The following is a 26,721-nucleotide window of genomic DNA, read 5'->3' on the forward strand; positions in this document are numbered from 1 at the left end:
AACTTACGGTATTTCCACACACAAAACGCCATCATCTTTATTGATGATGGCCACGGCATTTACAACAATCTCAAAAGTATAGCGAGGTTCCCCTTTCTTATCTGTATAGCGTTGTGAATTGAGTTTTCCTTCAATACTAAACCGGCTTCCTTTTTTAATTGTCTTCTCTATCAGCTCAATCTTCTTATTCCAAAAGATCAGACTAAACCACTGCGTTTGATTAACCAGCTCACCAGAATTATTCTGATAAAATTCGTTAACTGCAATACTGACTCTAGCCATTCTTCTCTGGTTCTCAAAAGTAATGATAACCGGGTCACTACCCGCAAAACCGGTTAACCGCACACTGTTTCTTACATTTTCCATTGCTTTAATATTTGGTTAGTATTTACTTTATATAGTAGCTCTTTATCCCAGCCACTGATGCTCCAAAATTGAATAGAATAGAATTTGCAAGCCGGATATAAACGGATATATCCGTTTATATCCGTTTATATCAAATAATTATATGTTATTTCACGATACCAACAACAACTAACATGATAACTATTTAATTTTACATACCTACCTGTAACTTTATGATCAAACCGATGAAGCGTTTATGCATAGATTGCAGCAGTCCGCTAAACGGCCGCGCTGATAAGAAATTCTGTGATGATCAGTGCCGAAGCAACTACAACAATAAAATAAGAGCAGAAAGCAACAGCATAGTTAAATCGATCAACCTGATTTTAAAAAAGAACCGCGATATACTGGAAAGATTCAGTCCCAATGGGAATACCAAAATAAGCAGTGTCAAATTAATGGCAGCAGGTTTCAATCCGGATTATCATACCCATACCTATCAGAGTCCAAAGGGTGAGGATTACGTATTTTGTTACGAATATGGTTATACAAAACTAGCGCAGGATGATTTTCTATTCATCAGGAAAGTTAATTTACTACCTTAGCCTTAAACTATTGAACCATGTCTAAGATCTTAAACCACTTTATCACGGCCACCTTATTGGTCTTATTTTTTGTCAGCCCCGTAGCTGCAAAGAAAAAAAGAATCCTTGTATTTTCTAAAACAGCGGGCTTTCATCATGGCTCTATAAAAGTCGGTATGGCAGCTATTCAGAAATTAGGGTTGGAAAATAAATTTGAAGTTGACACTACAGTTGACGCCAGAAAATTTACCTCAAAAAACCTTAACCAATATGCGGCCATTGTTTTTTTGAATACCACAGGCGATGTTTTGAATGCCGAGCAGCAGGCAACTTTTGAACAGTACATTAAATCCGGCGGCGGATATGTAGGCGTACATGCGGCCACTGATACAGAATATGAATGGCCCTGGTACGGAAAACTGGCGGGGGCCTATTTCATCAATCATCCAAAAATACAAATGGCCACTTTAAATGTAATAAACAGGAATACCATTGCAACCAAACACCTCCCAGAAATTTGGAAAAGAAAAGATGAATGGTATAATTTTAAAGATATTAGTAAAGACATTAACGTACTGATCACCATCGACGAAACCAGCTATGAAGGTGGCAAAAATGCACCTACGCATCCTATGGCATGGTATCATGATTATGATGGTGGCCGATCATTTTACACAGAGCTAGGTCATGTTGACGAATCGTATTCCGATCCATTTTTTTTACAGCACCTGCTTGGTGGCATCCAGTATGCCATGGGTATAAAAAAAATGGAATAACAATAAATAAGGCTGGGTACATTTACCCAGCCTTATTTTATATATGACTTTTCGCTCTTAATGTACGGTTTCTGTTTAATATCGGCTTTGAAGGGTATTTACGATGTCTTAAATTGTTAAATATAAGTGCAACCGCAAATAAGATGAGCACCCCTGATAACACTGGCGACAATACATACAAATAACCCAGCTCCTCAATCTTTTTACCGCCAGTAACCGCAATTAGCGCCGTAGCTCCACCCGGTGGGTGTAAGGTTTTAGTAATCTGCATCGCTACAATGGAAAGTGAAACCGCCAATGCACAGGCAAACCAAAGTTCCCCCGCAAAAAGCTTAAAAACGGTCACTCCAATAATTGCGCAGATCACATGTCCACCTATAAGATTGCGTGGCTGTGCCAGCGGACTGTTAATAATACCATACACCAGTACAGATGAGGCACCAAATGAACCTATAAGGAACAAATTATCACTAGCAACCAGATACTGACTATTTAGTAAACCAATTAAACCAATCCCAACAAAAGAGCCTATAAAAGTGAGTATATGTTCCTTCGCATCAATTAGTGTCTCGCGATATAAGATGTATCTCGCTTTACGATATTGTTTTCTAATTATTCTTCTCGGCATCTATTTATCTATATTCGCCGCGAAATTAACACAATATCTAGTCATATACTAGTCATTATTTATCTTCCTAATAACCAGCAGTAAATCTTTGCTGTAGGTGTTTATTCTGCTCCAACTCATCCACAACTGCCACTGCCAGGTCCTGAACAGAAAGTGAGCTTCTACCCGCTTCGTCAAATATCGGACTATCCAAACCTAAACGATATTGGGCAGTACGACCAGTGTCAATACCGGGATGCATTTCTATTGCCGGACTAAAGAACGACCATTGCAAGTCTTTTTCCTCCTTAATGGTATTTAAATAATCCCTTGCGGCTGTTGCTCCTGCTTTATATTCCGCCGGGAAATCAGGTCCATCTACCAATTGATGTCCATCAATTTTCAAGCTACCTGCGCCACCAATTACAATCAAGCGTTTTACACCCGATGCTTTTATCGCTTTTTGTATAGACTCAGAACCTGCAATAAAATCTTGATACAAGTTAGGGTTAGTCCAACCAGCATTGTAAGCACTAATTACTGCATCCGTTCCTTTTATTGCCGCTGCCAATTCATCAGTATTCATTACGTCAATGGCCTTTACGGATAGCTTATCATTACCTGTCGCTACTTTATCGACCTGACGTACAACAGCTGTTACCTCATGTCCACGGCTTAACAATTCATTTAAAATACTGGCTCCCACAAAACCACTTGCGCCTATTAATACTGCTTTCATTTTCTCTCTTTTTAAATTCTATATTGTAATTTATTTTGTTACAGTTTAAGTCAAAAAAAATCAATCGAACGCTCTGCTGAAATCAGCCAGTGTTTTACCTGACAGCTCCTTTAGCAATACCTTTTCAGTTGATTCGTATAAATTATCTAAATGTTTATTAATCTGTTTACCTACCGGACATTGTGGATTAGGTGTGTTTTTAGAAACGCCCAACAAATTATTTTGTTTTACTGCACTATAAACCTCATCTAAACAGATATTATCAGCCGATTTAGCCAAAGAACTACCACCGTTCTTCCCCTCTTTACTCTCCACAAAACCATGGTTACGCAGGTTACTCAACTCCTTCCTTACCAAAACCGGATTGATGTTGATGCTACCGGCAATATAATCAGATGACATCAATTCACCCTTTGCTTTTTCTAGCAGCGTAAGGATGTGTAGTGATATGGCAAATCTTGAGTTGTTCATACTGTAATTATAATTATTACAGTACAAAGGTAATGCCATTTTTTATAAATCCAAAAAAACATTAATATATATACTCGTATTGATCAGCTTAATAGCAACCAAAATAAGATGCAAATGCCTTTACAGCCTCTATTGCATCAATTTTGGCGAAGTTATTGCGCAATTGTCTTCATGGTTAATACCAGCGCTATTTTACGCTTTCAATCTTCTGTTTGTCTGATTTTACTAACACTTTTTTGCAGTTCCTGTAAAAAAGAACATAAAACACCAATGTCGTTTTATTACTGGAAACAAAACTTTCAACTAAGCAAGGGGCAGAGTGATATTTTAGCGGAGACTAACGGCCAGAAGCTTTATGTTCGTTTTTTTGATATAAAATGGAATACGAAAGCTCAAAAACCTTATCCGGAAGCCATCATTAACTTTCGACACAACTCAGCCGTTCCCGCTATTACCCCTGTCGTGTTCATTACCAATCAAACTTTCGAGAAATTAAGCCAGCAGGGGGTCGACAGTCTCGCAATAAAGTGTAATGAACTGCTAAAAAATCTTGCACTTAAACAAAAACTCCATTACAAAGCTGTACAAATAGATTGCGACTGGACGGTGGGCACAAAGGATAAATACTTCAATTTCTTACACTCATTTAAGGCCCATAGCAAAAAAACACTGGAAGCAACGATCAGGCTACATCAGGTAAAATACCAGTTTAAAACGGGTGTTCCTCCGGTAGACCGCGGGGTACTGATGTTTTACAATATGGGCAAATTATCTGCTGATCTAGAAGAGCCCAATTCTATTTACAATGCTAATACAGCAGAAAAATATCTGGGCAGCCTAAACAATTACCTTTTACCTTTGGACATTGCATTACCTGTATTTTCCTGGGCTTTACAAATCAGGGCAAACCAAGTTATACAGGTATATGGGAAAATAGGAAGGGCTGAACTGAGCAATACACAAAACTTTAGTCCCACTGCACAGAAAGACTTGTATAAGGCTATACGTAATTTCTTTACGGGTGGCATCTACATAAAAGCAGGCGATCTGTTTAAACTCGAAGAAACAGACAAAGCATTATTAGAACAGGCGGCCGTACAACTGGCAGCTCATTTAAATAAAAACGAAAAAAGAACAATCATCTACTATGAACTGGGCAACCTCAATTTATCAGCATTTAAAGCAAAAGATTTCGAAGAAATTTCTGCTTATTTTTAGTCTTTTCGGACTCTCTGCCAGTGGCATAGTTTGGGCCTGCTCAGACTACGGCTTTGATTATGAGTATTCCAGCTTTAGTCCGGAAGCCTTTGTAAGTAAAGAATATGCCCCCTTCTTTTATACTGAATACATTTCTTATTATGGGGATTACTACTATTCTGGAAACAGCCCCTCCCGTTACAACGATGTGATTGTAAATGAATGGTACGGTTATTTCAACAGTAAACTTGATAAAAATTCACTGGAATATTTGCTAACAACAGCGACTACTAAAGGAATAGATTCAGTACATAAGCACATTAAAGGCAAAATAGCCGCACTTCCCAATGGGATGCCACAATTAAAGTCTTTAAAGCTCGACAGAAAGAAACTGGATGCTTTTTTTGATTACCTCTTACTGGCCAAATCAACGGAAGTTTTTGCAGCTACAGATATCACCCATTCATGGGAACCGCAGCCCCAGGTAAATACCCCTGCTGCGCTAGAGGAGCAAATACTAAAGCATTTTAAAAAGACAAAAGATCCCTTTTTAAAACAAAGGCTATGGTTTCAATTGGTCCGCTATTATTATTTTATGGAACGCGGAGACGAGGCCATATCAGCGGATGCGTCTAAAACCCTAAATACATTTAACGCTTATAAAAATGCATTCCAGCAAAACATGATATACCATCGGACCTTAGGTTATGTGGCTGGCTGGTATTATAAAAATAAAAACTATGCCATGTCCAATTACCTCAATAGCCTCTGCTACAATTATTCCATGGAGGCAAAGATTCCTGCTGAGTGGAGTTTCCGTCCACAGGAGGAGGCCGACTGGATCAGGACACTGCAAATGGCAAAAACAACCGCAGAAAAGGCTACATTATGGCATTTGCTTGGTATTCATTATGATCCACAGAGAGCTATTCAGGAAATTGTCCAGCTAGATGCTAAATCGGAAAAACTGGATCTTTTACTCGCTAGAATTGTCAATAAAACTGAGTATGGCCTGGATAACTTTTACCAATCTGCACCCGACTCTGCGGCTAAACAAAGCTTAAAACAAAATACAGCTCTGGTAAGTAGCATAGCGTTAAAAAACAATACAGCAAAACCTTATTTCTGGAACCTGGCAGCTGGTTATTTAAATTTTATGAATCAGGATTACACAGCAGCCAGAAGTTTTTATAACACAGCAAGAAAACAACTGCCAAAAGACGACAAACTGGTAATGGCCCAGTATAAAATACTGGACTGGACTTTATACGTCAAGGAGCTGAAAAAGATTGATGCAAAGACCGAAGCACAAATGATAGAACCATTGAACTGGTTTGCTAACCTTAAAGAGGGAAAGGATACGATCAACTCATTAAGGTTTTATAAAGCATTGGATCAAAGTATCAGTAACCTGGCCGAACTGTATAAGAAACAGGGAGATGTGATTAAAGCGAATGCGTTTAAAAGCTACTTCCAATTTTATGCAGATAACAATAAAATAGAGCAGATGAAAGCTTTGCTACAAAAACAGGATAAATCAACTTTTGAGCAAACCATGCTGCGTTATTATCCGTTCAACATGCACGACCTTTCTTACCATCAATCACAGGTGCTTACCTATCAGGACAAAATTGACGAAGCAATTGTGATGATGAACAAAAGTGAAAGCGGTGGCTTTATAATGCCAGCCAATCCATTTAACATCAGAATAAATGATTGCCATGATTGTGACCATGAGAACAAACAAGCGAAGGATATGTACGCCATTGATGTTTTAAAAACCATACAAAATATAAAAGCTGAAATAAAGCAAGGCAAAAACGTTTACAAAAACGCCTATTTACTAGCTAATGCTTTTTACAACGTTTCGTTTTATGGTAATTCGAGAACATTTTATCAGGGAAAAGTAATGCAGGTTGAAGGGAATACCCCTTTTGAAATACCGGGCACATTCAGAACAATGCTGCTATCCAATAAAATTGCCGAAAAATACTACCTAGTAGCTGCCAATGCTGCTAAAACTAAGGAACAAAAAGCCAGGTGTACCTTTATGGCGAGTAAATGCGAGCGCAATGAGAGTTACAACCGAGCTTACAATAAGCCAGAAAATGCAAACGAAAACTATTGGAATGTGGATATAGAACCGGTTTTCTTTGGCAAGTATTTTTCTATTTTAAAGTCCCAATATGGAGATACTCAATTTTATGAGGAGGCAATAAAAGAATGCGGGTACTTCAGAAGCTATGATGATAAATATTAGCATTAAAAAAATATTTACTGCTACACAATAATCTGCTCCATAAAGCGTCTATATATTTGAGAGCGTTAATTTAGATAAGCGGGAATGGTCGGTAGGATCATCCCCGCTTTTTTTTGCATATAACCACTTAAACTAAAATGCAAATGATGCTTATTTTATGCTAAATTAGATAAAGCTTATATTTTATCATGAAAATCTCTTCCGCTTTCATTGTCCTGTTTTCAGTTTTAGCCATATCCTGTAATCAGCCCCCCAATCAACAGCACACCAAGCTTACAGATGATACCAGCCAGACAAAAACTACTGCAAATGAAATCGACGCATCAAAAGCAGGAAAGCCGGCCGTCCCTGCGTCTGATCTGTCGATAGATTTTATAACCTTTTGGAATTATTATTCCAGACATGTAAAGCTCAATCAAGATTTTGAAGCGTATGACACGAAAGGACAAACAATTACTAAAGAAGCCTTTTTAAAACACTTAAATACAGGCTTGTATTTCCCTTTACGGATTTACACCAAAAATACCGATCTGGGTTATAAGCTTCACAAAATCCCAGCTAAAGCCGATTCGGACATTTCGACTTATATGAAACAGTTTTCAAAACAGGAACTGATTTATTACAAAATGCAGGGGAAGGAAGTTCCGGTCTTCCATTTTACAAGTATAAGTGGACAATCTTATACTTCAGAAAACACTAAAGGAAAAATTGTTTTGTTTAAATGCTGGTTCATCAGCTGTGTGCCCTGTGTACAAGAAATGCCTGCTTTAAACGAGTTGGTAAAAAAGTACAAGGATAGAAAAGATATCCTGTTTATAAGTCTGGCCATAGATGGTAAAAAAGAGTTAACGCAGTTTCTGAATAAAACCAGATTTGATTATGCTACTGTTCCTGGACAAGAGACATACATGAGCAAAAAATTAAACGTTACGGCTTACCCTACTCACTTTTTAATTGACAGGACAGGTAAATTAGTAAGAGCCTTATACAACGATGTAGAGGTTGCCAAGGCTCTTGAAAAAGAAATATCCTTATAAAATTCTCCCTTGTTTTATAACAAAAGCAGGTTTATCAAAAGTATCCAGAGATTTCAAGGGATCCACATTCAGGATAAGTAAATCGGCTCTTTTTCCGGCACGAACGACGCCCCTATCGTTTAACCCTGTTACCAAAGCACCGTTTAATGTAGCAGCCTCAATTACTTCAAGATTAGACAATCCACATTTACCTGCCAATAGCTTCATTTCATTGAGTAAAGGAATGCTCTCATTTTTTGAAGGGAAAATCCAATCGGTTCCGGCAACAATCTTTACCCCTAATTGATTTGCACGACGGGTAATCAGCGCCGCATTAGCCATTTTGTTATTCTCGGCATGAAAAACTGTTGGGTCTAAAAATGTACCTCGTTTCTTCATTTCCAATAGCATTTGGTCGCGGACGTTAGTATCCAACTTTAATCCTTTGTACAATTGTGCCCAGGCAGCACCTATTTCTATGGTATCACCTTTAATCTGTTGAAAAACCAAATCATTGGCATGCGACATACTATTTACGTTAGATTGTGCTACATCCATAGGTTTGGACGGGAAGATCGCACCATGAGCCCAGGCCAATAAACCTTGCTTGTGCGCTTCATTGGTAATTTCACGGATCAGTTCTTTACTAAGACTCGCATATATTTTGATCCCGGTAACCCCTGCATTCTTGGCATCAGCAATCGCAGGCTTTACATCGGCTTTGCTTTTGATAGCCCGATACCAGGAAGTCGTACCTAAATCAACTTCTCCCTTTCTACCGTTACCCATCATAGCGAAATAACCCGGTCCCGCAAACTGTGCTGCATAGTATATATCTGGTCCAGACACTTTACCTTCCTGAACCTTCTTTTTACAAGCCGCTAAGAAAGGCGCATTGCCTGCCATATCTCGTACTGTAGTAATGCCATGCACTAACAGATTTCCCATTATGCTATCGGTTGTAGCATGTGCCTTTTTAAGATCGGTTAAATCAGCAGTGCCTAAATGCACATGCGAATCCATCAACCCCGGAGTAATAAATTTACCGGTACAATCGATCACTTTAGTTTGGCTTTTTACACCTTTTAATGGTGTATAGGATACCGATTTAACTAATCCATTTTCTATCAACACAGATCCTATCCGGGGTTTTACATTCGCTTCACCATCAATAATGGTCGCGTTTTTTAATAAGATTGAGGTAGAATTTTGAGCATATACAGCTCCTTGCCACAGCAATAGTGACACCAATATTTTGAATTTATTCATCCGTTATTTGTTGAAAATTTAAGCCGTTCTATTTTATGAATTTCTCAAGTGCTTGTTCCAAAGCAGCACCTCTCAAATGAGTGGCGATGATCTTTCCCTGGGGATCAATAAGAAAGTTGGCTGGAATTCCTTTAACCTCGTACAAACGTTCTGCACCAATTTTTTTATCATTTAAAACCTGTACCCAAGGCATTCCATCTTCCTGAACAGCTTTTCTCCAGGCGGCTTCATTCGCGTCCAATGAAACCCCAAGTACCGTAAAGCCCTTCGCTTTATAACTATCATAAGCTTTTACTACAGTCGGGTTTTCCTTGCGACAAGGACCGCACCAGCTTGCCCAGAAATCCAGTAAAACATATTTACCTTTCAAAGACGATAGCTTTACTGCCTTTCCATCCATATTATTCAGTTCGAAGTCAGGAGCTTGTTGACCAATTGCAATAGATTTTATTCGGTCTATTTTCTTTTGAATCTGTTTGAGGTAATAACAATTCTGAATGGATGGATCAAACTCTTTTAAAAATGCTTCCATTTTCGAAACATCATTAGTAGATATGGTATAAAGACTTGCCATAACCGCTACCGGCATACTTTTACGATGCGTTGGAATCAGTGCTGTTATTTCATTCTGCTTTTGTTTGAATAATTGATCAAGCTGAGCACTTGCTGCTTTCAACTTTGCAAGATTCTCAGGTCTCTTCGCTACATTATTGTACAATTGGAATGCTTCATTATACGGCTTAGTTGCAGCTTCTATTTCTTTGTTTGCAGGAAGACTATTGTATAGCTTATCGTACGCATCACCACATGGAGATCCCTTAATAGAAGAAAGTATCATGTTTTTCTCTTTAACCGCAGCCTGAATCTCAATTTTAGGAGAACATACAAAAAAGAAAATTACAGGGGTGTTCATCGCTGGACCGAGCGATCCTAACGAAGGTGCATGCAGGTAATAGTAACGCATGTCTCCTATCTCCATATTTGCTATAATTTTAAATCTCCCATCCTTGGCCTGTATTTTTTCAATTACACTTTGATCCACATTCAGTAAAACCAGTTCATTGTTTCCAAAGCCTTTTACCTCACCTTCGATGGTTACTTTTTTTATTTGACCCTCGGCAGTTAGCGCCAAAAGAAGGCATAAGCCTAATAGTAATTTTCGAATCATTATTCGTTATTGTTTTAAGTTTGTATGTAATATCTCTTCAAGTTCCTTTTCTGATATATTTTGCGCAATTACTTTACCTGCTCTATCGAGGAGAAACACTGTTGGTAAACTAGTTACGCTATATTTCTTAGCCACTGAAGATTCCTTTATCCCTGTTAGTTCAGATGTCTGAAGCCAGGGTAAGTCATCTTTTTTAACTGCCGCCTGCCAAAGATCTTTCTTATCATCCATAGAAACCGAAATCATCTCGAAGCCACTGTTTTGGTACTTTTCATAGATGGGTTTTATTTTCTGATTGGCAGCGCGACATGGTGTACACCAGGATGCCCAAAAATCGAGTACAACATACTTTCCTTTCAAAGCAGATAAGCTAACAGGCTTACCTGATAGATCTGACAAAGTAAAATCTGGAGCCTGTTGTCCCACCAGAAACTCCCCTTGCTTCTTATTCAATTGTTCTGTTAGTTTGGTATAAACATCAGAATAAGCCAGCTTAGGAGAGAAAAGTGCTTTCATCTCTTTTAACTGCTTAAAATTCATCACATCAAACTGCGGTCGCATTATATGCAGTATAGCTAATGAAGCGGGATATTTGCGGATGTATTTATACTTAATAGCCATCTGCTTTTCATTCAGCGCATTCATTTCTTCACCCTCTTTTATCCGTTCTTCTTTGGGCATGTTGTTGTAACGACTACCAAGTTCCTGCAATTTCGCTGTTAAAGTGGCACTCTCGGCTTCATAAGCCTTTTGTATACCCATTTCTGTTCCGCCGCTAATACTATCCTTATTTTTCCAATCAGGCCGCATCAGAATATCGTAATTCTCGTTTTCAAGAAATAATGGCAGCGACTTGCGTACTTTTTTTATCTGGATAGATGTAGATAAAGGATGTTTTACAACTCCTTTAAAAGTAAATTTACCATCAATAACTACAGCACTGTCCAACAGGTTTCTGCCCTTATCGAAACTATACAAATAGGCTATAGATGGCTGGTCGAAACCAGCCACCTTTCCTGTTATCTGATATCCGGACTGAGCAAACGCACCTGTTGCTATAAGGCACAATATAGCTGCTGTTCCTGTATTTTTCGTGAAATGAAACATATGATTATCTATCTTGGATTAGGAAGAATGCCCGGATTTAACAACCTAACTTTAGACGGAATTTGTTGTACAAAAATATTAGATCCCGCCTCTAATTTATAAGTAACGGCTGTATTAGCACGGGTATATGTTTTTCTAAAACGGCTATCACTATCTAAACGTCTCATGTCAAACCAACGTAAGCCTTTACCAAACAGCTCTCTTCTACGCTCATCTATCACCAATTTCAAGGCATCATCAGGTGTTGCTGCTGTTAGGTCTGCATAATCTGCCGGTTTAAACCTTTTCTTTCTTAAGTCATTTAAAAACTTAACCGCAGGTGCAATTTGACCTTCACGTGCTTCAGCTTCCGCCGAAATCAGCATCATCTCAGGTACCGAGATGTTATAAACTAGATCAGCGTTAATGTATAAAGGATAAGGGTCCGTTATTGGTTTTCCAAGTCTATCCAAATTAGTAAAATTGAATACATAACGAAGATCTTTAGTTCCAAGCACACTTAAAAAATCCGGAGAAATAGAACAGTTTGTTAAAATACTTCCAAAACCCGTCACCTTATAAGAGATCATTTCTGAATTTAAATAATCAACAGGCCTGTTATTAATCCCTGCAAGAGGTTTTAAAGGATCTTTAAAACTCATCAGATTATAATCAAATAAGCTGTTCTTTAATTGCAGCGTCATATTAGCGTATTTCTTGGCCTCAGCATAATTATCCATACTCTGATATACCCTTGCCAGCATGGCTAGCGCATTAATTTTATTATTACGGTATACATTTTTAGCTACGTCAGGTAACTGATCCTTAGCCTTCAGCAAATCCTGAAGTATAAGTTCATAAACTGCAGCAACTGTAGCTCTTGTTGGCTTTGCTTCCAGATCGGCAACTGTTATCAATGGTACGCCTAAATCTGTCGCCGCAGTATTAGCATCGTAATCTTTAGCATACAGGTTAACCAGGTTCCAATAAGCAAACGCTCTATTAAAGAAGGCATCTCCAAGTACTTCTCTACGTTGTTGCTCCGTTCCATCTTTAAGCTTTTCTACATCCTCAATAATAATATTCGCATTATAGATATTGTTGTACATGGGATCCCATCCTCCATCCGTTTCTGTATTAATATAAAGTTCCGGCATCCACTGATAAGCCTTGGTCGTATTCTGGGTAAGAGAGACAGAGATTCTGGCGTCCGTAAGAAAAATGTTATCAGACAACCGCTCTAAAAGAGCGTTACAGCTTGAAGCGTAAGATGGATTAGATGCCAGTTCCTCGTAATCTTTAATGTATGTGGGAATAGATTTCCCTTTAGGTTTTACATCGAGAAACTTCTGACAGCCTGACAATGCAAATAATGTGAATAATAGAATGCTATATCTTTTCATCATAATATAATTTGATGGTTTCATTTTTATGAATTTAATTAAAGACTAAAGTTAAGACCGAACGTAGTAGTTAAAGGTTCAGGCAATACATAAATAGAGCCTGACGAACTAGTAATAGCCTCAGGATCGATGCCATATTTATTTTTCTTGAACAAATAAAGATTATTCATCTGTGCAACCGCCCGAATAGATTTGAAAGGTGTTCCTTTTAAAAACATTGGTTTAAAGGTATAACCGAACTGTATTTCACGGAGTCTCACAAATGATGCATTGACGATGCTATTGCTTGATAACGTTGCAGCCCTTGAATAGTTGTCGCTTAGGTTAACCATATCGGCAATGGCAGGAATATCTGTAGTTAACTCGTCCCCCGGTTTACGCCAGCGTTGGGCAACTTGGTTGTTATATGCACCACTCCAATCATATCCATACATATTAGGCATTTCTCTACGCACGACATGACCATAGTTAAATACAAGGAATGCCATCGCCTCAAAACCTTTATATCTAAAAGTATTGGTCCAGCCTCCGCTAAACTTTGGTCTTGATGTACCGCTATAAATGAGAGAGCCCTCATTAGGAATGTAAATTTTGTTACCAGCGCCATCATAAACCTGTGGTCGGCCAGTATTGTCCAATCCGGCCCATTTATAGCTCCAAACAGACTCTCTTGGATAACCTTCAAGAAAGGGGACTATATTATTAGGACGGTTAATTGCCGGATTACTATCTGTAATTTTATTACTTGTAACTTTACTTTTATTGTATCCCAGGTTGAAGTTACTGGTCCAACTGAAATCTTGGGTTGATATAATACCCGCTTTTAAACTTAACTCAACACCCTGGTTAAGCATCTCTGCTGCGTTAACGATTGCTGATGGTAGTCCAACTGTAGGGTCAAGATCCTGATTACCCAACAAATCATAACTAAATTTATGATAGTAATCTAATGACACCGAAAAACGACCATTCAATATTCCTGCGTCGGCACCTAAATTCACGGTCTCTGAACGCTCCCAGCGAAGCTTGGGATTTGGCGGCGTACTTAACCGCGCTACATAATCATTAGCAACAGAATTGAAGAAACGGGTGGCTACCAGGTAAGTAGTAGTTTGACTATTTCTATCAAAGTTCCCTGTAAGACCATAAGTTGCTCTTACTCCCAGATTGCTAAATATGTTTGAATGAAAGAAATGCTCGTTACTGATGTTCCATTGCCCACCTATAGACCATAATGGTGTTCTTTTGAATTTTGGATCTGCACCGAATAAATTAGATTGGTCTGTTCTGTAGCTAGTACTAAAGGTATACCTGTCATCATAAGTATAAGCTAAAGTAGAATAATAAGAGACTTCCCGATTGTCATAGTATGGAAGAATTCCTTCATAAGTTGAGGGGTTATAGGTTTGACGAGACCCATCCCACCAGATAATACCCGGAGCAGCTAATGCTTTTGCATCAATATTCTGGAAACTGAACAAATCATCATTATAACCTAAACGACGGGACTTATTAGATTCGGTTACAACCTTACGTACATCAAAACCGGCAACAACATTTAGGTAATGCTTTTTACTAAAAGTATTTATATAATTGAGCTGGTTACGGAATGCATAATTATTATAGGTTGAGGTATTTAAATCTAAAATATCTCCCTTTGGAATATTAAACACCAATTTATTTGCAGCATCTGTTGAGGTTAAACGGTTGATTAACGTCCTGGCATCGTATCCCTTCTCTCCATAAAGATTTCTTAAAGTGTTGGTGGTTCGTTCGTAGATAAAATCATTAGACATGGTTAAGCCTTTGATGATTTTCCAATCGGCACCTACTCTTGTTTTCACTCCCCATCCTTTGCTTGTATTATTTGCTTTTTGGTTTTCTTCTAACAAATTAAAGCCATTATCCAGATAACCAAGCCCCTTAAGCCTATCATTTTCTACTTTATTGAAGTTGATGTAATCATAAACATAATTACCTCCGGCATCCTGTAACATCTGATAAGGTAATAACTTTCTAATATTGCCTTGTATATCAGAGTAACCGCTTTTACCTGAGGAATAGTTAATTGCGAAATCCGTCCGTAAATCCACATAGCTTGCTAACGTATAAGTGTTTCTGGAGTTTATCGTCATAACATCTGACTTATTACCCTTAGCTCCTCCCAAGTTAGATTGATAGTTTCCTGATAAAAAGTACTGCATTTTATCTGACCCTCCGGAGAAAGACATGTAATGACTTTGGCTAACAGCCGGGCGTAATAGCAGGTTATCAATTTGATCTCTATTAGATAAGCCCGCTAATGCAGCTAGCCTTTCATCACGCTGCGCTAAAGTAATATCCTTTCTATCATAATCATTAAAAATCCCAATAGATTGTGAATAACCTGATTTTGTTCCATCGAAAATTGGCGAAATGATATAACCTTTATCAAACTGTTCCTTTTGATAATCTATTACTGTTGCCGCATCTGCACGTCTCAGCTCGTTATAATCCGGGCGATTTGCTATTCGAACATTACCTGAATAGTTGATCTGCAATTTACTTTGCTTTCCTCTTTTTGTGGTTATAACAATCACACCATTTGAAGCCTGAGAGCCCCAAACAGCAGCTGCAGCTGCATCTTTTAGTACCGTAATGTTTTCAATTTCATTGATATCGGGAAGAATGGTACTTACAAAACCATCTATTACAAAAAGGGGCTGAGTACCGGCACGTAAAGAACTTCCTCCTCTAATGCGAAGATCGTTTGCCCCGGTAGGACTCTTATAAACACTTAATCCCGGTATAGCTCCTTCCAATACTCTATCAAGCGAACGATTATTCATACGTGTCAACTCCTCTTTACCTAAACCTACATAAGCTCCTGTTGTGTTTTTACGTTGTAACGTTTGATATCCCGTAACTACAACCTCACTTAAAAAAGCAACGTCTTCTGTTAATAAGACATCAAGTATCGTCTTTCCTTTTACACTAAACTCCTGAGGCTTAAATCCAAGATAATGGAACTCCAAAATATCATCATCATGAGTATGAATGATGTACTTACCATTTATATCTGTAACTGCAGTAGTTTTAGCAATCTTTGCTTTTACAAGAACCCCAGGTAATCCTATACCATCTTTAGCCCTAACTACCCCACTTACACGCTGGTCCTTTGCTTTTACTCCAGTTTGCAAATCATTGGTTGATCGAGGTTTAATTACCAAATGGTTATCTATAAGCTGATAGGTGTAGTTATTGGCTAACACAATTTTCATCAATTCATCAAGCGTTGCATTAGATACGTTAATGTCTATTTTCTTAGCAGCATTAAACTCATCATTACTATAGAAAAAATCTAGCCCTTTCTGCTGCTCTTTCATCATTTTAAAAACTTCTGTTAAGCTAATTTGCTTAGCCGATATGGTGAACCTCGCAGCCTGAGCGAAGGCACTTACCGGCAGCACACAAATGCAGGTAAGGTAAAACAGACAAAAAAGTCTGGCAAGTCTAGGTAAGCGGCGTAGACGCACACCTTTAGTAAAAATTTGATTCATAAATTAAAGGTTAGTTGATTGATTTTTACGGTTTAGTTATATACAGTGTTCCATTTCGGATCTCAAATTTCACATTGGTCGATGTTCCGATCAGCTGAAGTGCCGTATTTAATGTTTTGTCTTTTTCTATTGATCCTGTAAAGCGCAATTGTCTGGCTTCATCATTAGTAAATACCACTTTTATATTATACCAGCGGCTGAATTTCTCTGTAATTTGTACTAATGGCATATTATCGAATACGAATACACCGTCTTTCCAGGCATAATCACTATAAACCAACACAGATTTTTGAAGAGCTGGCAGTATATTTGGTTTTTTAGTCTCAATTCTAATTTTAGAGCCCGCTAACAAGCGTTGCTTATTCCCCATATGATCGCTCACATTAACAATCCCCTCTACAAGTGTAGCTTCTGCATAGTCTGCACCTTTATAGGCGGCTACATTAAATGCAGTACCCACAGCTTCTACATCCATGTGATCAGTTTTAACAATAAATGGATGCTTTTTGTCTTTAGCCACTTTAAAGTAGGCTTCTCCTATTAGCTTAACTTCCCGTATGGCAGCGTTGCTAAAATCAACTCTATAGGTCAGCTCCGAGCCCGAATTAACCCATACATGAGTTTTATCCGGCAAAATAATTTCATACGCTCCACCATCCGGTACAATCAACTTATGATAGCCTCTCTGGCCGGAGTTAGTATTGTATACCAGGATATTTCCTTTATTGGTAGCAACAAGACCGATCTTTCCTCCAGAAATATCAAGAGTCGATTTATTCTGCAGACTCACCCGTTTTCCATCAGGGAGTACAAGCTCTGCACGGTTTCTCCCCGGTTCTATTATTTGAGCAATAGCTTCTGCTTTTTCATTATTATTGGTCGCCATATAGATTACCAAACCTATTGCACTCAGTATAATAACTGCAGCTGCATACCGAAGCCACGATAATGACCGTTTGGGCGCTAACAATTGAACCGGAACATCAGAAATTCTATGCTTTACTTTTACCCATGCAGCATCCGTATCAGGTTTTTTAGTTCCTTCAATCTTAAGAAGATTTTTTACCGCAATAAGGTCCTTATACTCCTGTTGGTTTTCAGCAGCCATAGCTAACCAGGTGGTTAGTTCGGCTTGTTCTTCAGAATTCAATTCTCCTGAAGTTATACTTCTTACCATTAACTCTTGTATACGCGCTTTTTCGTTGCTATTCATCTGCTCCATATACCAACATGACAACTCAACAGAAAAAAAGGGTGATACGGAATTGAAATATTTTTCTCTTTTATTCTTTTTATAAAAAGAATACCAGGAAAGTAAGGTCCTTAAGTTGTGGTCGGAGTGTCGAAAAAGCTTTAGTCATTTGCGTTTTTACGGTATTAACCGATATTTCTAACTGCTCTGCTGCTTCTTTATAACTTTTATCCTCAAGCACACAAAGAAGGAAAACTTTTCTACATTGAGTGGGCAATTGATCTATTGCATTCATAATGCGTTGCCTGGTTTCTGTAGCGATTAATGAATCATTAACTATATCGGCTTCAGAATGGGTGGATTCGTAATCATCCGCATAGTTTTTTCTTACCTTTTGAGCTTTGATATAGTTTAATGCAGCATTTTTTACCGACCGATACAAATAATGCTCCTGCTGGATTTCAAGATGATCGTTCTGAATAGCAGCCCAGCATTTTACAAAAACATCCTGCACAATGTCTTCCGCTGCCTCCATATCCCTGGTAACGATATTGGCATAAAAACACAAAGTTTGATAATGTTCCCTAAAAAGCTGCTCAAACTGTTGGTACATGATACGCTGGAGTTAACCTTATTTAATACAAAAATACATAAAAAACAAGGTTAACTTCCTTTCCGGTTAGCTCCAAATTTTATTTAATGACAATAATCTTTCCTACTTCGATTTTAAAATGAACCTGTCCATTTACCTCCAAAAGCTTTAAAACATCAGAAAGATGTTTATAGCGTGAAATCTTCCCAGATAAGAAGATCTTACGATGGTCAATATTCTGATAGACCACTTCAACATCATACCACCGCGCTAGTTTTTTCATAATACGCTCCAGCGGTTGATTACGAAATAGGAAAAGTCGGTTTTTCCAGGCCCCAACTTCAGCTGTATCAACTTTTCTGATATTAATTGATCTTTGGCCAATAATAGCTTGATCGCCTATTTTAAGGGCAACCTCCGTAGGCGATGATATATTACCAAGTGACCTTACCCTTATTGCTCCTTCGAAAAGTGTCGTTTTAACAGTTGGTTCATCATCATAGTTATTTACATTGAAATCTGTACCTATCACCTGTACCACTTGCCTATCTGTAACCACCTTAAAGGGATGTTCAACATCCCTGATCACGTTAAAGAAAGCCTCTCCACTTAACTCAATCTTCCTTTCCTTCATCGAAGTAAAGTATACCGGAAATTTAAATTCTGATGCTGCATTGAGCCATACATTGGAACCATCAGGTAATGTGACTTCATATGTACCTCCTTTGGGTGTTGAAATAACATGAAAACCACCATACTGCCGATCCCTAACATTAGTATTCATTTCGTAACGCAGCTGCCCATCCCCTGTTTTAAAGAATACCAGTCCCCCTTCTTCTCCAATTTTACCATCTGCAGTCTCATTAAGGATAATCATCTTTCCACTTGATAGTGTTAACACAGCTTTGTTTCCACCTGGAGGGACATCATTATTGATCAATTCAGCCGCCAGATTTTTTAAATTTACACCCGGATAATTTTTATGGAATATTGCCGCTATCCCGGTAGTAATTAAGGCGGCGCAAGCTATAGCCAAATAAATAAAAGCCCGGCGCTTATAAAAAGGAGGTTCATTAGACGATCCAGGTTGTGATGTATTGTTTTCCAAATTATTCTATTTTACAACGAAATAAAGTCCTCAAATGAGCAAATTAGTGAATCAATATTATATATAATTTCTCAATTAAGCATAACTATCAACCATTATTTGAAACAATATCTACAGCATTTTGTTGTAACCTGATAAAAACAAATATGAAAGCTTCAATCCTAACAGCCGCATTTTTTATTCTTATTACCGCCTCCTGCACAAATGAGAACAAAAGCAAGCAGGCTGGAGACACTGCTGAACTAATCGCGGTGGACACTACTTTTACTGCCACCAATCCTAAAAACCAAAGTAGCGATTGCTATATATACATCAAAAACAGAGATACAGCAAACCTAAAAATAGACATAACAGGTGAAGAGCTAACCGGCGAGCTTAGCTATAAGCTATTTGAGAAAGACAGCAACACAGGTAAAATTGCCGGTGAAATGAGAGGAGATACGATTATTGCTGAATACACCTTCGATTCAGAAGGCATGAGATCAGTAAGAGAAGTTGCTTTCCTTAAAAAAGCTGACGGAAATATTTATGAAGGCTTTGGTGAAGTGATAGAAAAAGATGGCAAAATGATTTTTAAAAACCATTCTGCCTTAAAGTTCGATTCAATGATATTCACTAAAACGGATTGTAAGTAGGGCTGGGGTTAAGCCCTACCCTTTACTATACCCTTAGTTTTAGTGTTTTCTGTTGAGCTCCATCTCTATAAATCACTTGTTTTTTTGCTTTTCTTAAATCGCCACCATCAATAGCAATTCCATCATTTGATGCACCTTCTAAGCTTAGCAAAGCCTGACAAGGAGTTAAAACCCGAATGGCCGTAAACAGCAGGTCTTTTGAGTTCATAACTCTTAACAAAGATTCTGCATTCATGCTGCCCTGTACGCTTAATCCGTTAATGGCTGCATCCTGCACATTATCAAAAACAATCGCAGGTCGGGCATCATCACCTTCAAACTCGAAACGTACATTTTGTAAGGTTAATCCCTTCACATTTCTGGCATATAAACCATAAGCAGGTGGGCCACCCGGAGTAGTGTCCCATACGCCAAAATATTCAGCTGCTACTTTTGGTACATCGCGTTTATCCGCCTGAGCAGCTGTACCTCCACCGGCATACTTTACATGCACATCAGTAAAGCTGATATTTTCAAGATAATGATCGTCCATTCCATTTAAGGTGATGCAGGAGTTTTTTTCACCTTCCTTGTAATTAAGGTCAAAATGAATATCGGGATGCGGTACCGGTTGAGCTATAACTGAAGCTCTGATCCCATTAAATGAAACATTACGGATATAAGGTTTTGTGGCCGGCTGATTCGTATTCAAGTTGCCATTGTTACTTTTCCCACTAAAGCCAATACCAATCGGTCCGGTTACATTTTTCATGATGATGTTTGAAAAACTAAAGTTCTCGATGCTTGCCCTTCCGGCACTAATCTTTATCGGACAACCATAAGTATCGTAAATGAGGCAATTAGAGATGGCTATATTCTGAGATTCACCACCACCAAAACGGAAGATAGACCAGCGCGTACTAAAGCTACAATTGGTAATAGTTACAAATTGATTGCTGCCAAATAAGGCACAGGCATCGTCCTGGCATTGCACATCGCAATTGGCAATGTGCACATACTGACAACTGAAAAAGTGAAAGCCATCATTATTTTTATTTACACGACTATAGATCCTTACCCCATCAATATAAACCTGTTTACATTGCAATAGCCGAATACCGTGATAAGCACTGGCTTGTAAAAAAACATCATGCAGACGAAGTTCAGTACATTGGTGAAAAATAAAAAGATGCGGACGGTCAAAATTGCCATCAACACCATTTTGTCCAGGCCCGGTATTGTCACCTTTACCATTATAAAAGGCCAAACCATTGCCATCTATGGTACCTTTTCCTTCGATGCTCAATCGCGCTACATTTACTGCATATAGAAAAACAATGTTTCCATTGCCCGAAGGAACACCTTTTCCTGCTGTATAATCTGCTCTTCTCGGACTCCCCAACAACCTTCCTCCTGCGGATAAATGCAAAGTCACATCAGATTTAAGTTGCAAAGTCCCCGACAAAAAGTCGCCCGTTGGGATCAAAACCGTACCACCTTTGGCCAAACTACAAGCATCAATTGCTGCTTGTATGGCCAGCGTATCCAACGTTTTACCATCACCCTTTGCACCGTAATCTACTACACTAAAAGTACTGGACTTCGATTCGGCACCAGGTACTCTGGCGCTGATCATTGCAGCACCGGCTACAGTTAAAGCAGGCACTGTTACCCTACCAATCCATGCACGACGAGACAAATGGTCTGAAGATTCTTTATTTATCATACTTATTAAATTTGAGTGTCAATTCCGCCTGAGGAGCTTCCAGGATTTCACCTGTATCCTTATCTTCATACTTAATGTTGCTAAAATTCGCTTTCCAGGTCATATCAGTAGCTGAGACTTCCGTAAGTTCCCATACCCTGCAATCAAAAATATCTGTCTCACCTAATTCTATATAAATTGCTTTATTCTCTTGCTTCAAACTATACGGCGTCTTTAAAACGTCGGCACTATCCTGGGTTACAATTTTTGCCCGGGCACCTTTCATGAAGCTGATATCTTTCGCTACACCCGTTGGATTTAATGCTTCTTCATATTCCTTTTCTCCCGCCTTATCAAAATAAATCATGCTATTTGATTGGACAGTCCACTTCCCTATCAGATCGCCATTAATTCTTACTACTTCTGAGTTGTTTTTACAACCAATACCGATCACTAACATCAATAGGATTAACAATAATCTATTCATCATCATCATTGTTTAGCTGAAAATAAACGAACCATTAACACGCCATGCTGGGGCACATCTGCACTAAACTCTCCCTCAAAAGTCCCAAGGTCCTTCTGACGCCACAAATCACGCACGATATATTTGCCTTTAATACCGAGATCAGACCACTTTAGTGTTACCTTTTGTACTCCATTATCTGCCAGGTTAAACATGCCCGCAGCTTTACTACCATCCTCCATCTCCTTTGCCAATACGGTAGCCTGTTTCCCCAAAGGATCCTGATTAACCGCGTTCACTTCATCATTGGTAAGCAAACCAAACGTAAAATCATCGAGTTGATCAATGTCATTACCCAAAAGCAAGGGGACCGACATTAAGCACCAGGCACTCATATGCGTATACTGCTCATCTGGAGTTAATTTAGATGGCCATTTCTCAGTAGAATTCCAGCCTACAATTCCCACAATCATCATATCCGGATCGTTCCAGTGTCCCGGCCGGGCATACTTCGCCCATTTATCCTGAGTAAAAATTCTGCTTTTTAAGCTTTTCCAATTGTCCTTGATGTCGCCACCAGTACGCCAGGCATTGGAAACTTTCGACAAGTCGGCAATAGTTTCAAACGGGGTGCTGTTGGATAAGCTATATACAACATCACGCCCGCTATTTCTGAGGGCATCATACATCGCCTTTGTCTCGGTTAGTTCTATCGGATTCCAATCGTACTTTAAATAATCAAAGCCCCAATCGGCAAATTGCTTAGCATCATTTTTCCAAAAATGGTGCGTCCCGATTGCATAAGGCAATAGTTTTTTGTTACGCGCCACATTTTCTTTTGTTCGTTCAAACCTTCCTTCAGGATTCATTGCTGAGCCACCAATACGATGTCCGTACGATTCAATCCATGGTGTAGAATAAGTACCTATTTTAAGACCCAGGCCATGCACCTCATCCACAAGCCGCTGCATATCTGGGAAACGGGTGCTATCTGGGAGAATGGCAAAATGCTTACCGCCTCTTTTCCCCTGCCAGCCATCATCAATATTCATATATGACCAGCCATAGTTGATTAAACCGCTTGCCGCCATCGCTTTAGCCTGCTTTAACACCTGTTCCTGGGTAATCCTGGTGCCATAAATATTATAATGGTTCCATCCCATCGGAGGAGTCAGTGCGATATCTTCTCCCACTACTATTTTAAAATCCCTATTGGCTTTACCTAAAGCATTTGAAGCTTCAAGATGAATGAGGTAACGGCCTGCCTTAGCAATTGCTCCTGAAATTTGTCCGGTTTTCGCATCTACCTTAACCCCCTTAGGCAATTGTTTGGCTGAGAAAGTCATCGGCCTATCACCCGACGCCGGGATGGTAAACAGAATCGGGTGTCCCGGGCGAACCCCAAATACCTTAGGGCCATTTATATGGGGCATCGGCTTAGCCTTAGGCGTTAAAATTACGGCAGACGTATCCTGAGCCATTGCCACTGGAGCATAACAGCACATAAAAAGCACTGCAACTGATAATACTTGTCGGGAAAAACTTGATTTTAAGCAGGTCATTAAAACATTTTTATATTTCATTCCGGATGTCGAAAGCACTCGCCGAAAATCGAATTATTTACATAGGTTAATGAAAATAAAATTACATAATGCGTGAAGGAAAAAAATGTCTTTTATACGCTTAATTGTCAATCATCTTGACATGAAACAAAAAAAGGGATTCGCTTGAATCCCTTTTTTTGTTTTCCTTATTCAGTTATTCAACAAACCTCAATTGTACGGTTTGAAGTATGATCTGGTAAGTACTTCCATTTGGTAAAATGGTAAAAAAGAACTTGTTTTCTCCCTGTGTCAAATTCATCGTATTCATTGTTTTTATACTCAGCTTATGCCCTGCTGTTAGCGTATTTCCAACTAGAAGATTTTGTAAGTATAATGGACTGGTTGCTGTTTTTGTGGCTAATCGTTCGCCAATTTTGTTTGGCGGAGTAATTGACCCTAAATACAATTCAGTATCACCTCTGGTTCCGTGTTTATAAACCACGTTTATTTTATACTTTCCTGCCCTTGTAAGGTTAGTAGCAATAGCAACCCAACCATTCAATGTAGACGAAGCTGTTCCAGTTTGAAGATAGGGCTCCTGAACAGCACCAGTATAGGGCACATCGCTAGAACTAGTTGCTCCTGCATTTGCTGAGAAGGTTACATTCGGATTAATACCATCTGTTTTTTGGAATGCAAAGTTAAATTCAGCATAAACTGAAGCCACTACCTTTGTTTTATAACTCTCATCATTTGGATAATAAAACACGATAACATCACCATCATAAATTAAAGCATCGTTACTTAATGGGACAGTTAATTCATATGCCCGATAAACTTTAGCAGCTATAGCATATTGATTTGCACTTAAAACCTGACTGGCCAGATCTGAAACAATGATACCTGGAGTTAACACCAATTGAGTCTGATCTTCTCCGGTCAATCGGTATTTCTGAATTTTCCTTACCAGCGTACTTCCTGCTTTAATACTGATTTCAGGAGAAGGAAGAAGCGGACTTGTGATCATATCCGCAGAAACTACAGTATAGTCAGTATTAAACAGGTCAATAGAAGTTGGGTCTGGTTTATATACGGTCCTGAAAGAAAATGAAGTACCCTTTTTATAATTCTCTAAGACATTAGAACTTGCCCAAACATCCGGAAGTGAAGGATTAAATGGATTAGGAATCTTCTTGAACTGTACAACCTTTTCGATATTTGCCTGAGTGGTATACTTCACTTCTACAATCTCTGCCTGATTATTAACACCGTACCAAAATATAGTCGCGTTTCCATTGCTAGAATCATACTCTGCCCGTTCCATTGGTCTATTGGATATTGAAGCAGCATAATTCTCACCATAAACAGTACCAATAATTTCAGACTTTATAGAACTGTTCCCCTCCTTATCATAAGTAAAGACTTCAAAAGTATAAGCATTCTCCAATAAGCCAGAAATAACTACTTCAACTACCTGATTATTATCTGTCCTTTGAATGGGTAGAATTAAAGAGTCCGCTCTATTATTCCAGTAGATTTTGGCTTTTTCGATTTTGGGATCAGAGACCAGGACCCATGATAATTTTACACGGTTTTTCCCTGACATTGCCTGCAACCCCTCTGCCTTCCCGGTGTATTTCTTTTCACCATCCTTTATAAATACAGCATAATTATCATCCATTTTGCTACAGGAAGAAAATAAGCTACTTATCAGCGTGAATATAAGGATATACCCTATGTATATATTTCTTTTCATACTCTTTTTACTTTTGAATTTGTCCCCAAATCTTCAACTCAGCCAGGTGCATTAATCCGAACGTACCTTCTATTGATGCCCAGCTGTCGATATTCTTCCAGGCGATATACCTGACAGCAATATTATGATTTGCAAATTCATACTCATGACCAGCCCTCGCCGCTTCTCTGTCGTCATTACTAAGAATTCCTACCGGCAAGCCTGACGGTTTTTGTAATACCTGTCCGTCTAATTTTACCCAGCTATTTACATCGTTCAAATCATTAGTACCCCATATCTCCCACTGATGAGGATTTCCATGGCTGTAAAAATAAGTTTCATTGTTATCGTGTAACCTTTGCCACCATTTATATCGACTTAGCTTAGCTTTCACACCTAAATCCATGGTTACCCATATGGGTTGAACAAACCGCTCCTTCGTATGAAATCCATCACTTCCTCCATATACATCGTTAAATAATTTCGACAGTTCCCAAGACGAGCTATAAACTTCTGCATGCATCACCGGACTTCCATCCAATGGTAACGGAGGAAGTTGAGGAACCGGATGTCCCGATTTGATATGCTTAATAAGCGCTCCGTTGAGTTGCTCTTCAAAAATAGGAGTCATTTCCTTTACAAGGGTATCGGTAACATTATCGAATCTATCTTTAATAAAAAATCCAAATTTCTGTTTTTCCGCGACTAAGCCTCTCACTGAAAATTTTCCTTCAACAAGTCCACTGTAATGCATGTCAATCTGGTTCCACTCTTTAGCCACAGGATCGTAGCGTAGTACACCTATTCTGATGTTACTGTTTACATTTAAACTATTGGCGGCAGGATTTTCAAATTTAACCACAAATCCCCCAAAGGATTCGGTTACATCTAATGTGGAAAACACATCGTAAACCGGTGCAGGTAAAGGCTTAACTTTAACGATTACTGCCTCCGACGACACCTCAGCACGGCTAACCGCATAGAGCTTGATATTTCGTTCATCCGTGTTGGAGAAACCTTCAACAATAATTTCATTCTTATAATAAGAAGATTTCGCTTCCTGGATCACTCCGGGCTTAATTTCAAATACGGCTTTTACATATAGTAAATTTGACGAATTTGGCAGTGTGTAGGTTATTTTTGCAGACCCTTTACCCGCTTCAACCACAACATTTGATATTTTACCCGGAGGGGTTTTATCACTGTCTATAGGTTCTATTTTATCCTCCTTACATCCATTGAATAACATTGCAATGATAAGCAGGGATAGAATTGTTTTTAACGCTTTCATCTATTTGAGATTTA

At 38.7% G+C, this 26,721-nt stretch carries 23 protein-coding genes; 6 read left to right on the plus strand and 17 right to left on the minus strand.

What is annotated here, in order from left to right; translation table 11 throughout:
* Positions 1-3: 3 nt before the first annotated feature.
* The gene (locus tag B9A18_RS21285) at positions 4-366 is read right to left on the minus strand and encodes a single-stranded DNA-binding protein (RefSeq protein ID WP_084291572.1); all 363 of its coding nucleotides are present in this window, start codon (positions 364-366) and stop codon (positions 4-6) included.
* 224 nt (positions 367-590) lie between these two features.
* Here B9A18_RS21285 and B9A18_RS21290 point away from each other — a divergent pair, with 224 nt between their 5' ends.
* Both B9A18_RS21290 and B9A18_RS21295 read left to right on the plus strand, forming a co-directional pair.
* The gene (locus tag B9A18_RS21290) at positions 591-950 is read left to right on the plus strand and encodes a hypothetical protein (RefSeq protein WP_084291619.1); all 360 of its coding nucleotides are present in this window, start codon (positions 591-593) and stop codon (positions 948-950) included.
* Positions 951-967: 17 nt separating this feature from the next.
* Entirely contained in the window at positions 968-1,705 is a 738-nt protein-coding gene (locus B9A18_RS21295) for a ThuA domain-containing protein (protein WP_084291573.1), read from the plus strand.
* A 37-nt stretch (positions 1,706-1,742) separates the two neighbouring features.
* Here the strand turns inward: B9A18_RS21295 and B9A18_RS21300 are convergent, their stop codons facing one another.
* From B9A18_RS21300 to B9A18_RS21310, 3 genes are all read right to left on the minus strand, one after another.
* A complete protein-coding gene (locus B9A18_RS21300; RefSeq protein ID WP_084291574.1) occupies positions 1,743-2,333 on the minus strand; it encodes an HPP family protein in 591 nt (196 codons plus the stop codon).
* A 67-nt stretch (positions 2,334-2,400) separates the two neighbouring features.
* Positions 2,401-3,051 (minus strand): NAD(P)-dependent oxidoreductase, encoded by a 651-nt coding sequence (locus tag B9A18_RS21305; RefSeq protein WP_084291575.1) that lies wholly within the window; start codon positions 3,049-3,051, stop codon positions 2,401-2,403.
* Positions 3,052-3,111: 60 nt separating this feature from the next.
* Complete coding sequence (locus B9A18_RS21310) at positions 3,112-3,522, minus strand: RrF2 family transcriptional regulator (protein WP_084291620.1); 411 nt, start codon at positions 3,520-3,522, stop codon at positions 3,112-3,114.
* Positions 3,523-3,792: 270 nt separating this feature from the next.
* Here B9A18_RS21310 and B9A18_RS21315 point away from each other — a divergent pair, with 270 nt between their 5' ends.
* The 3 genes from B9A18_RS21315 to B9A18_RS21325 all read left to right on the plus strand — a co-directional run bounded on the left by B9A18_RS21315 (position 3,793) and on the right by B9A18_RS21325 (position 8,016).
* Positions 3,793-4,740: a hypothetical protein gene (locus B9A18_RS21315; protein WP_235005401.1), complete on the plus strand. Its 948-nt coding sequence runs from the start codon at positions 3,793-3,795 to the stop codon at positions 4,738-4,740.
* On the plus strand, positions 4,670-6,979 hold the full coding sequence (locus B9A18_RS21320) for a tetratricopeptide repeat protein (protein ID WP_084291576.1): 2,310 nt from the start codon (positions 4,670-4,672) through the stop codon (positions 6,977-6,979). Before B9A18_RS21315 ends, B9A18_RS21320 begins: the two co-directional genes overlap by 71 nt.
* A gap of 188 nt (positions 6,980-7,167) precedes the next feature.
* Positions 7,168-8,016, plus strand: coding sequence for a redoxin domain-containing protein (locus B9A18_RS21325; RefSeq protein ID WP_084291577.1), 849 nt, complete (start codon positions 7,168-7,170; stop codon positions 8,014-8,016).
* Here the strand turns inward: B9A18_RS21325 and B9A18_RS21330 are convergent.
* The 8 genes from B9A18_RS21330 to B9A18_RS21365 all read right to left on the minus strand — a co-directional run bounded on the left by B9A18_RS21330 (position 8,011) and on the right by B9A18_RS21365 (position 19,352).
* Positions 8,011-9,264 carry an amidohydrolase family protein gene (locus B9A18_RS21330; RefSeq protein WP_084291578.1) on the minus strand — a complete coding sequence of 418 codons (1,254 nt, stop codon included), beginning with the start codon at positions 9,262-9,264 and terminating at the stop codon, positions 8,011-8,013. The two genes, B9A18_RS21325 and B9A18_RS21330, sit on opposite strands and share 6 nt — an antisense overlap.
* A gap of 28 nt (positions 9,265-9,292) precedes the next feature.
* Entirely contained in the window at positions 9,293-10,432 is a 1,140-nt protein-coding gene (locus tag B9A18_RS21335; RefSeq protein ID WP_084291579.1) for a TlpA disulfide reductase family protein, read from the minus strand.
* 6 nt (positions 10,433-10,438) lie between these two features.
* Positions 10,439-11,539, minus strand: a complete 1,101-nt coding sequence (locus B9A18_RS21340) for a TlpA disulfide reductase family protein (RefSeq protein ID WP_084291580.1) — start codon at positions 11,537-11,539, stop codon at positions 10,439-10,441.
* Positions 11,540-11,547: 8 nt separating this feature from the next.
* Complete coding sequence (locus tag B9A18_RS21345) at positions 11,548-12,945, minus strand: RagB/SusD family nutrient uptake outer membrane protein (protein WP_084291581.1); 1,398 nt, start codon at positions 12,943-12,945, stop codon at positions 11,548-11,550.
* A 14-nt stretch (positions 12,946-12,959) separates the two neighbouring features.
* Positions 12,960-16,460: a SusC/RagA family TonB-linked outer membrane protein gene (locus B9A18_RS21350; protein ID WP_084291582.1), complete on the minus strand. Its 3,501-nt coding sequence runs from the start codon at positions 16,458-16,460 to the stop codon at positions 12,960-12,962.
* A gap of 25 nt (positions 16,461-16,485) precedes the next feature.
* On the minus strand, positions 16,486-17,673 hold the full coding sequence (locus B9A18_RS21355; protein ID WP_159452717.1) for a FecR family protein: 1,188 nt from the start codon (positions 17,671-17,673) through the stop codon (positions 16,486-16,488).
* 79 nt (positions 17,674-17,752) lie between these two features.
* Positions 17,753-18,265, minus strand: a complete 513-nt coding sequence (locus B9A18_RS21360; protein ID WP_084291584.1) for an RNA polymerase sigma-70 factor — start codon at positions 18,263-18,265, stop codon at positions 17,753-17,755.
* Positions 18,266-18,344: 79 nt separating this feature from the next.
* A complete protein-coding gene (locus B9A18_RS21365; protein ID WP_084291585.1) occupies positions 18,345-19,352 on the minus strand; it encodes a FecR family protein in 1,008 nt (335 codons plus the stop codon).
* Between the two features lie 146 nt (positions 19,353-19,498).
* Here B9A18_RS21365 and B9A18_RS21370 point away from each other — a divergent pair, with 146 nt between their 5' ends.
* On the plus strand, positions 19,499-19,987 hold the full coding sequence (locus B9A18_RS21370; RefSeq protein ID WP_084291586.1) for a hypothetical protein: 489 nt from the start codon (positions 19,499-19,501) through the stop codon (positions 19,985-19,987).
* 25 nt (positions 19,988-20,012) lie between these two features.
* On the opposite strand, the gene B9A18_RS21375 is transcribed toward B9A18_RS21370, so the two are convergent.
* The 5 genes from B9A18_RS21375 to B9A18_RS21395 all read right to left on the minus strand — a co-directional run bounded on the left by B9A18_RS21375 (position 20,013) and on the right by B9A18_RS21395 (position 26,707).
* Positions 20,013-21,692: a glycoside hydrolase family 28 protein gene (locus B9A18_RS21375; RefSeq protein WP_084291587.1), complete on the minus strand. Its 1,680-nt coding sequence runs from the start codon at positions 21,690-21,692 to the stop codon at positions 20,013-20,015.
* Positions 21,682-22,167, minus strand: a complete 486-nt coding sequence (locus tag B9A18_RS21380; protein ID WP_084291588.1) for a hypothetical protein — start codon at positions 22,165-22,167, stop codon at positions 21,682-21,684. The genes B9A18_RS21375 and B9A18_RS21380 overlap by 11 nt, the downstream gene beginning before the upstream one ends.
* Positions 22,164-23,699: a putative Ig domain-containing protein gene (locus B9A18_RS21385; RefSeq protein ID WP_084291622.1), complete on the minus strand. Its 1,536-nt coding sequence runs from the start codon at positions 23,697-23,699 to the stop codon at positions 22,164-22,166. The genes B9A18_RS21380 and B9A18_RS21385 overlap by 4 nt, the downstream gene beginning before the upstream one ends.
* A gap of 196 nt (positions 23,700-23,895) precedes the next feature.
* Complete coding sequence (locus B9A18_RS21390; RefSeq protein WP_084291589.1) at positions 23,896-25,437, minus strand: DUF4998 domain-containing protein; 1,542 nt, start codon at positions 25,435-25,437, stop codon at positions 23,896-23,898.
* A 7-nt stretch (positions 25,438-25,444) separates the two neighbouring features.
* Positions 25,445-26,707: a DUF4959 domain-containing protein gene (locus B9A18_RS21395; RefSeq protein ID WP_084291590.1), complete on the minus strand. Its 1,263-nt coding sequence runs from the start codon at positions 26,705-26,707 to the stop codon at positions 25,445-25,447.
* Positions 26,708-26,721: the final 14 nt, after the last annotated feature.

This window comes from Pedobacter nyackensis (genome assembly GCF_900176505.1).
Lineage (GTDB): Bacteria > Bacteroidota > Bacteroidia > Sphingobacteriales > Sphingobacteriaceae > Pedobacter > Pedobacter nyackensis.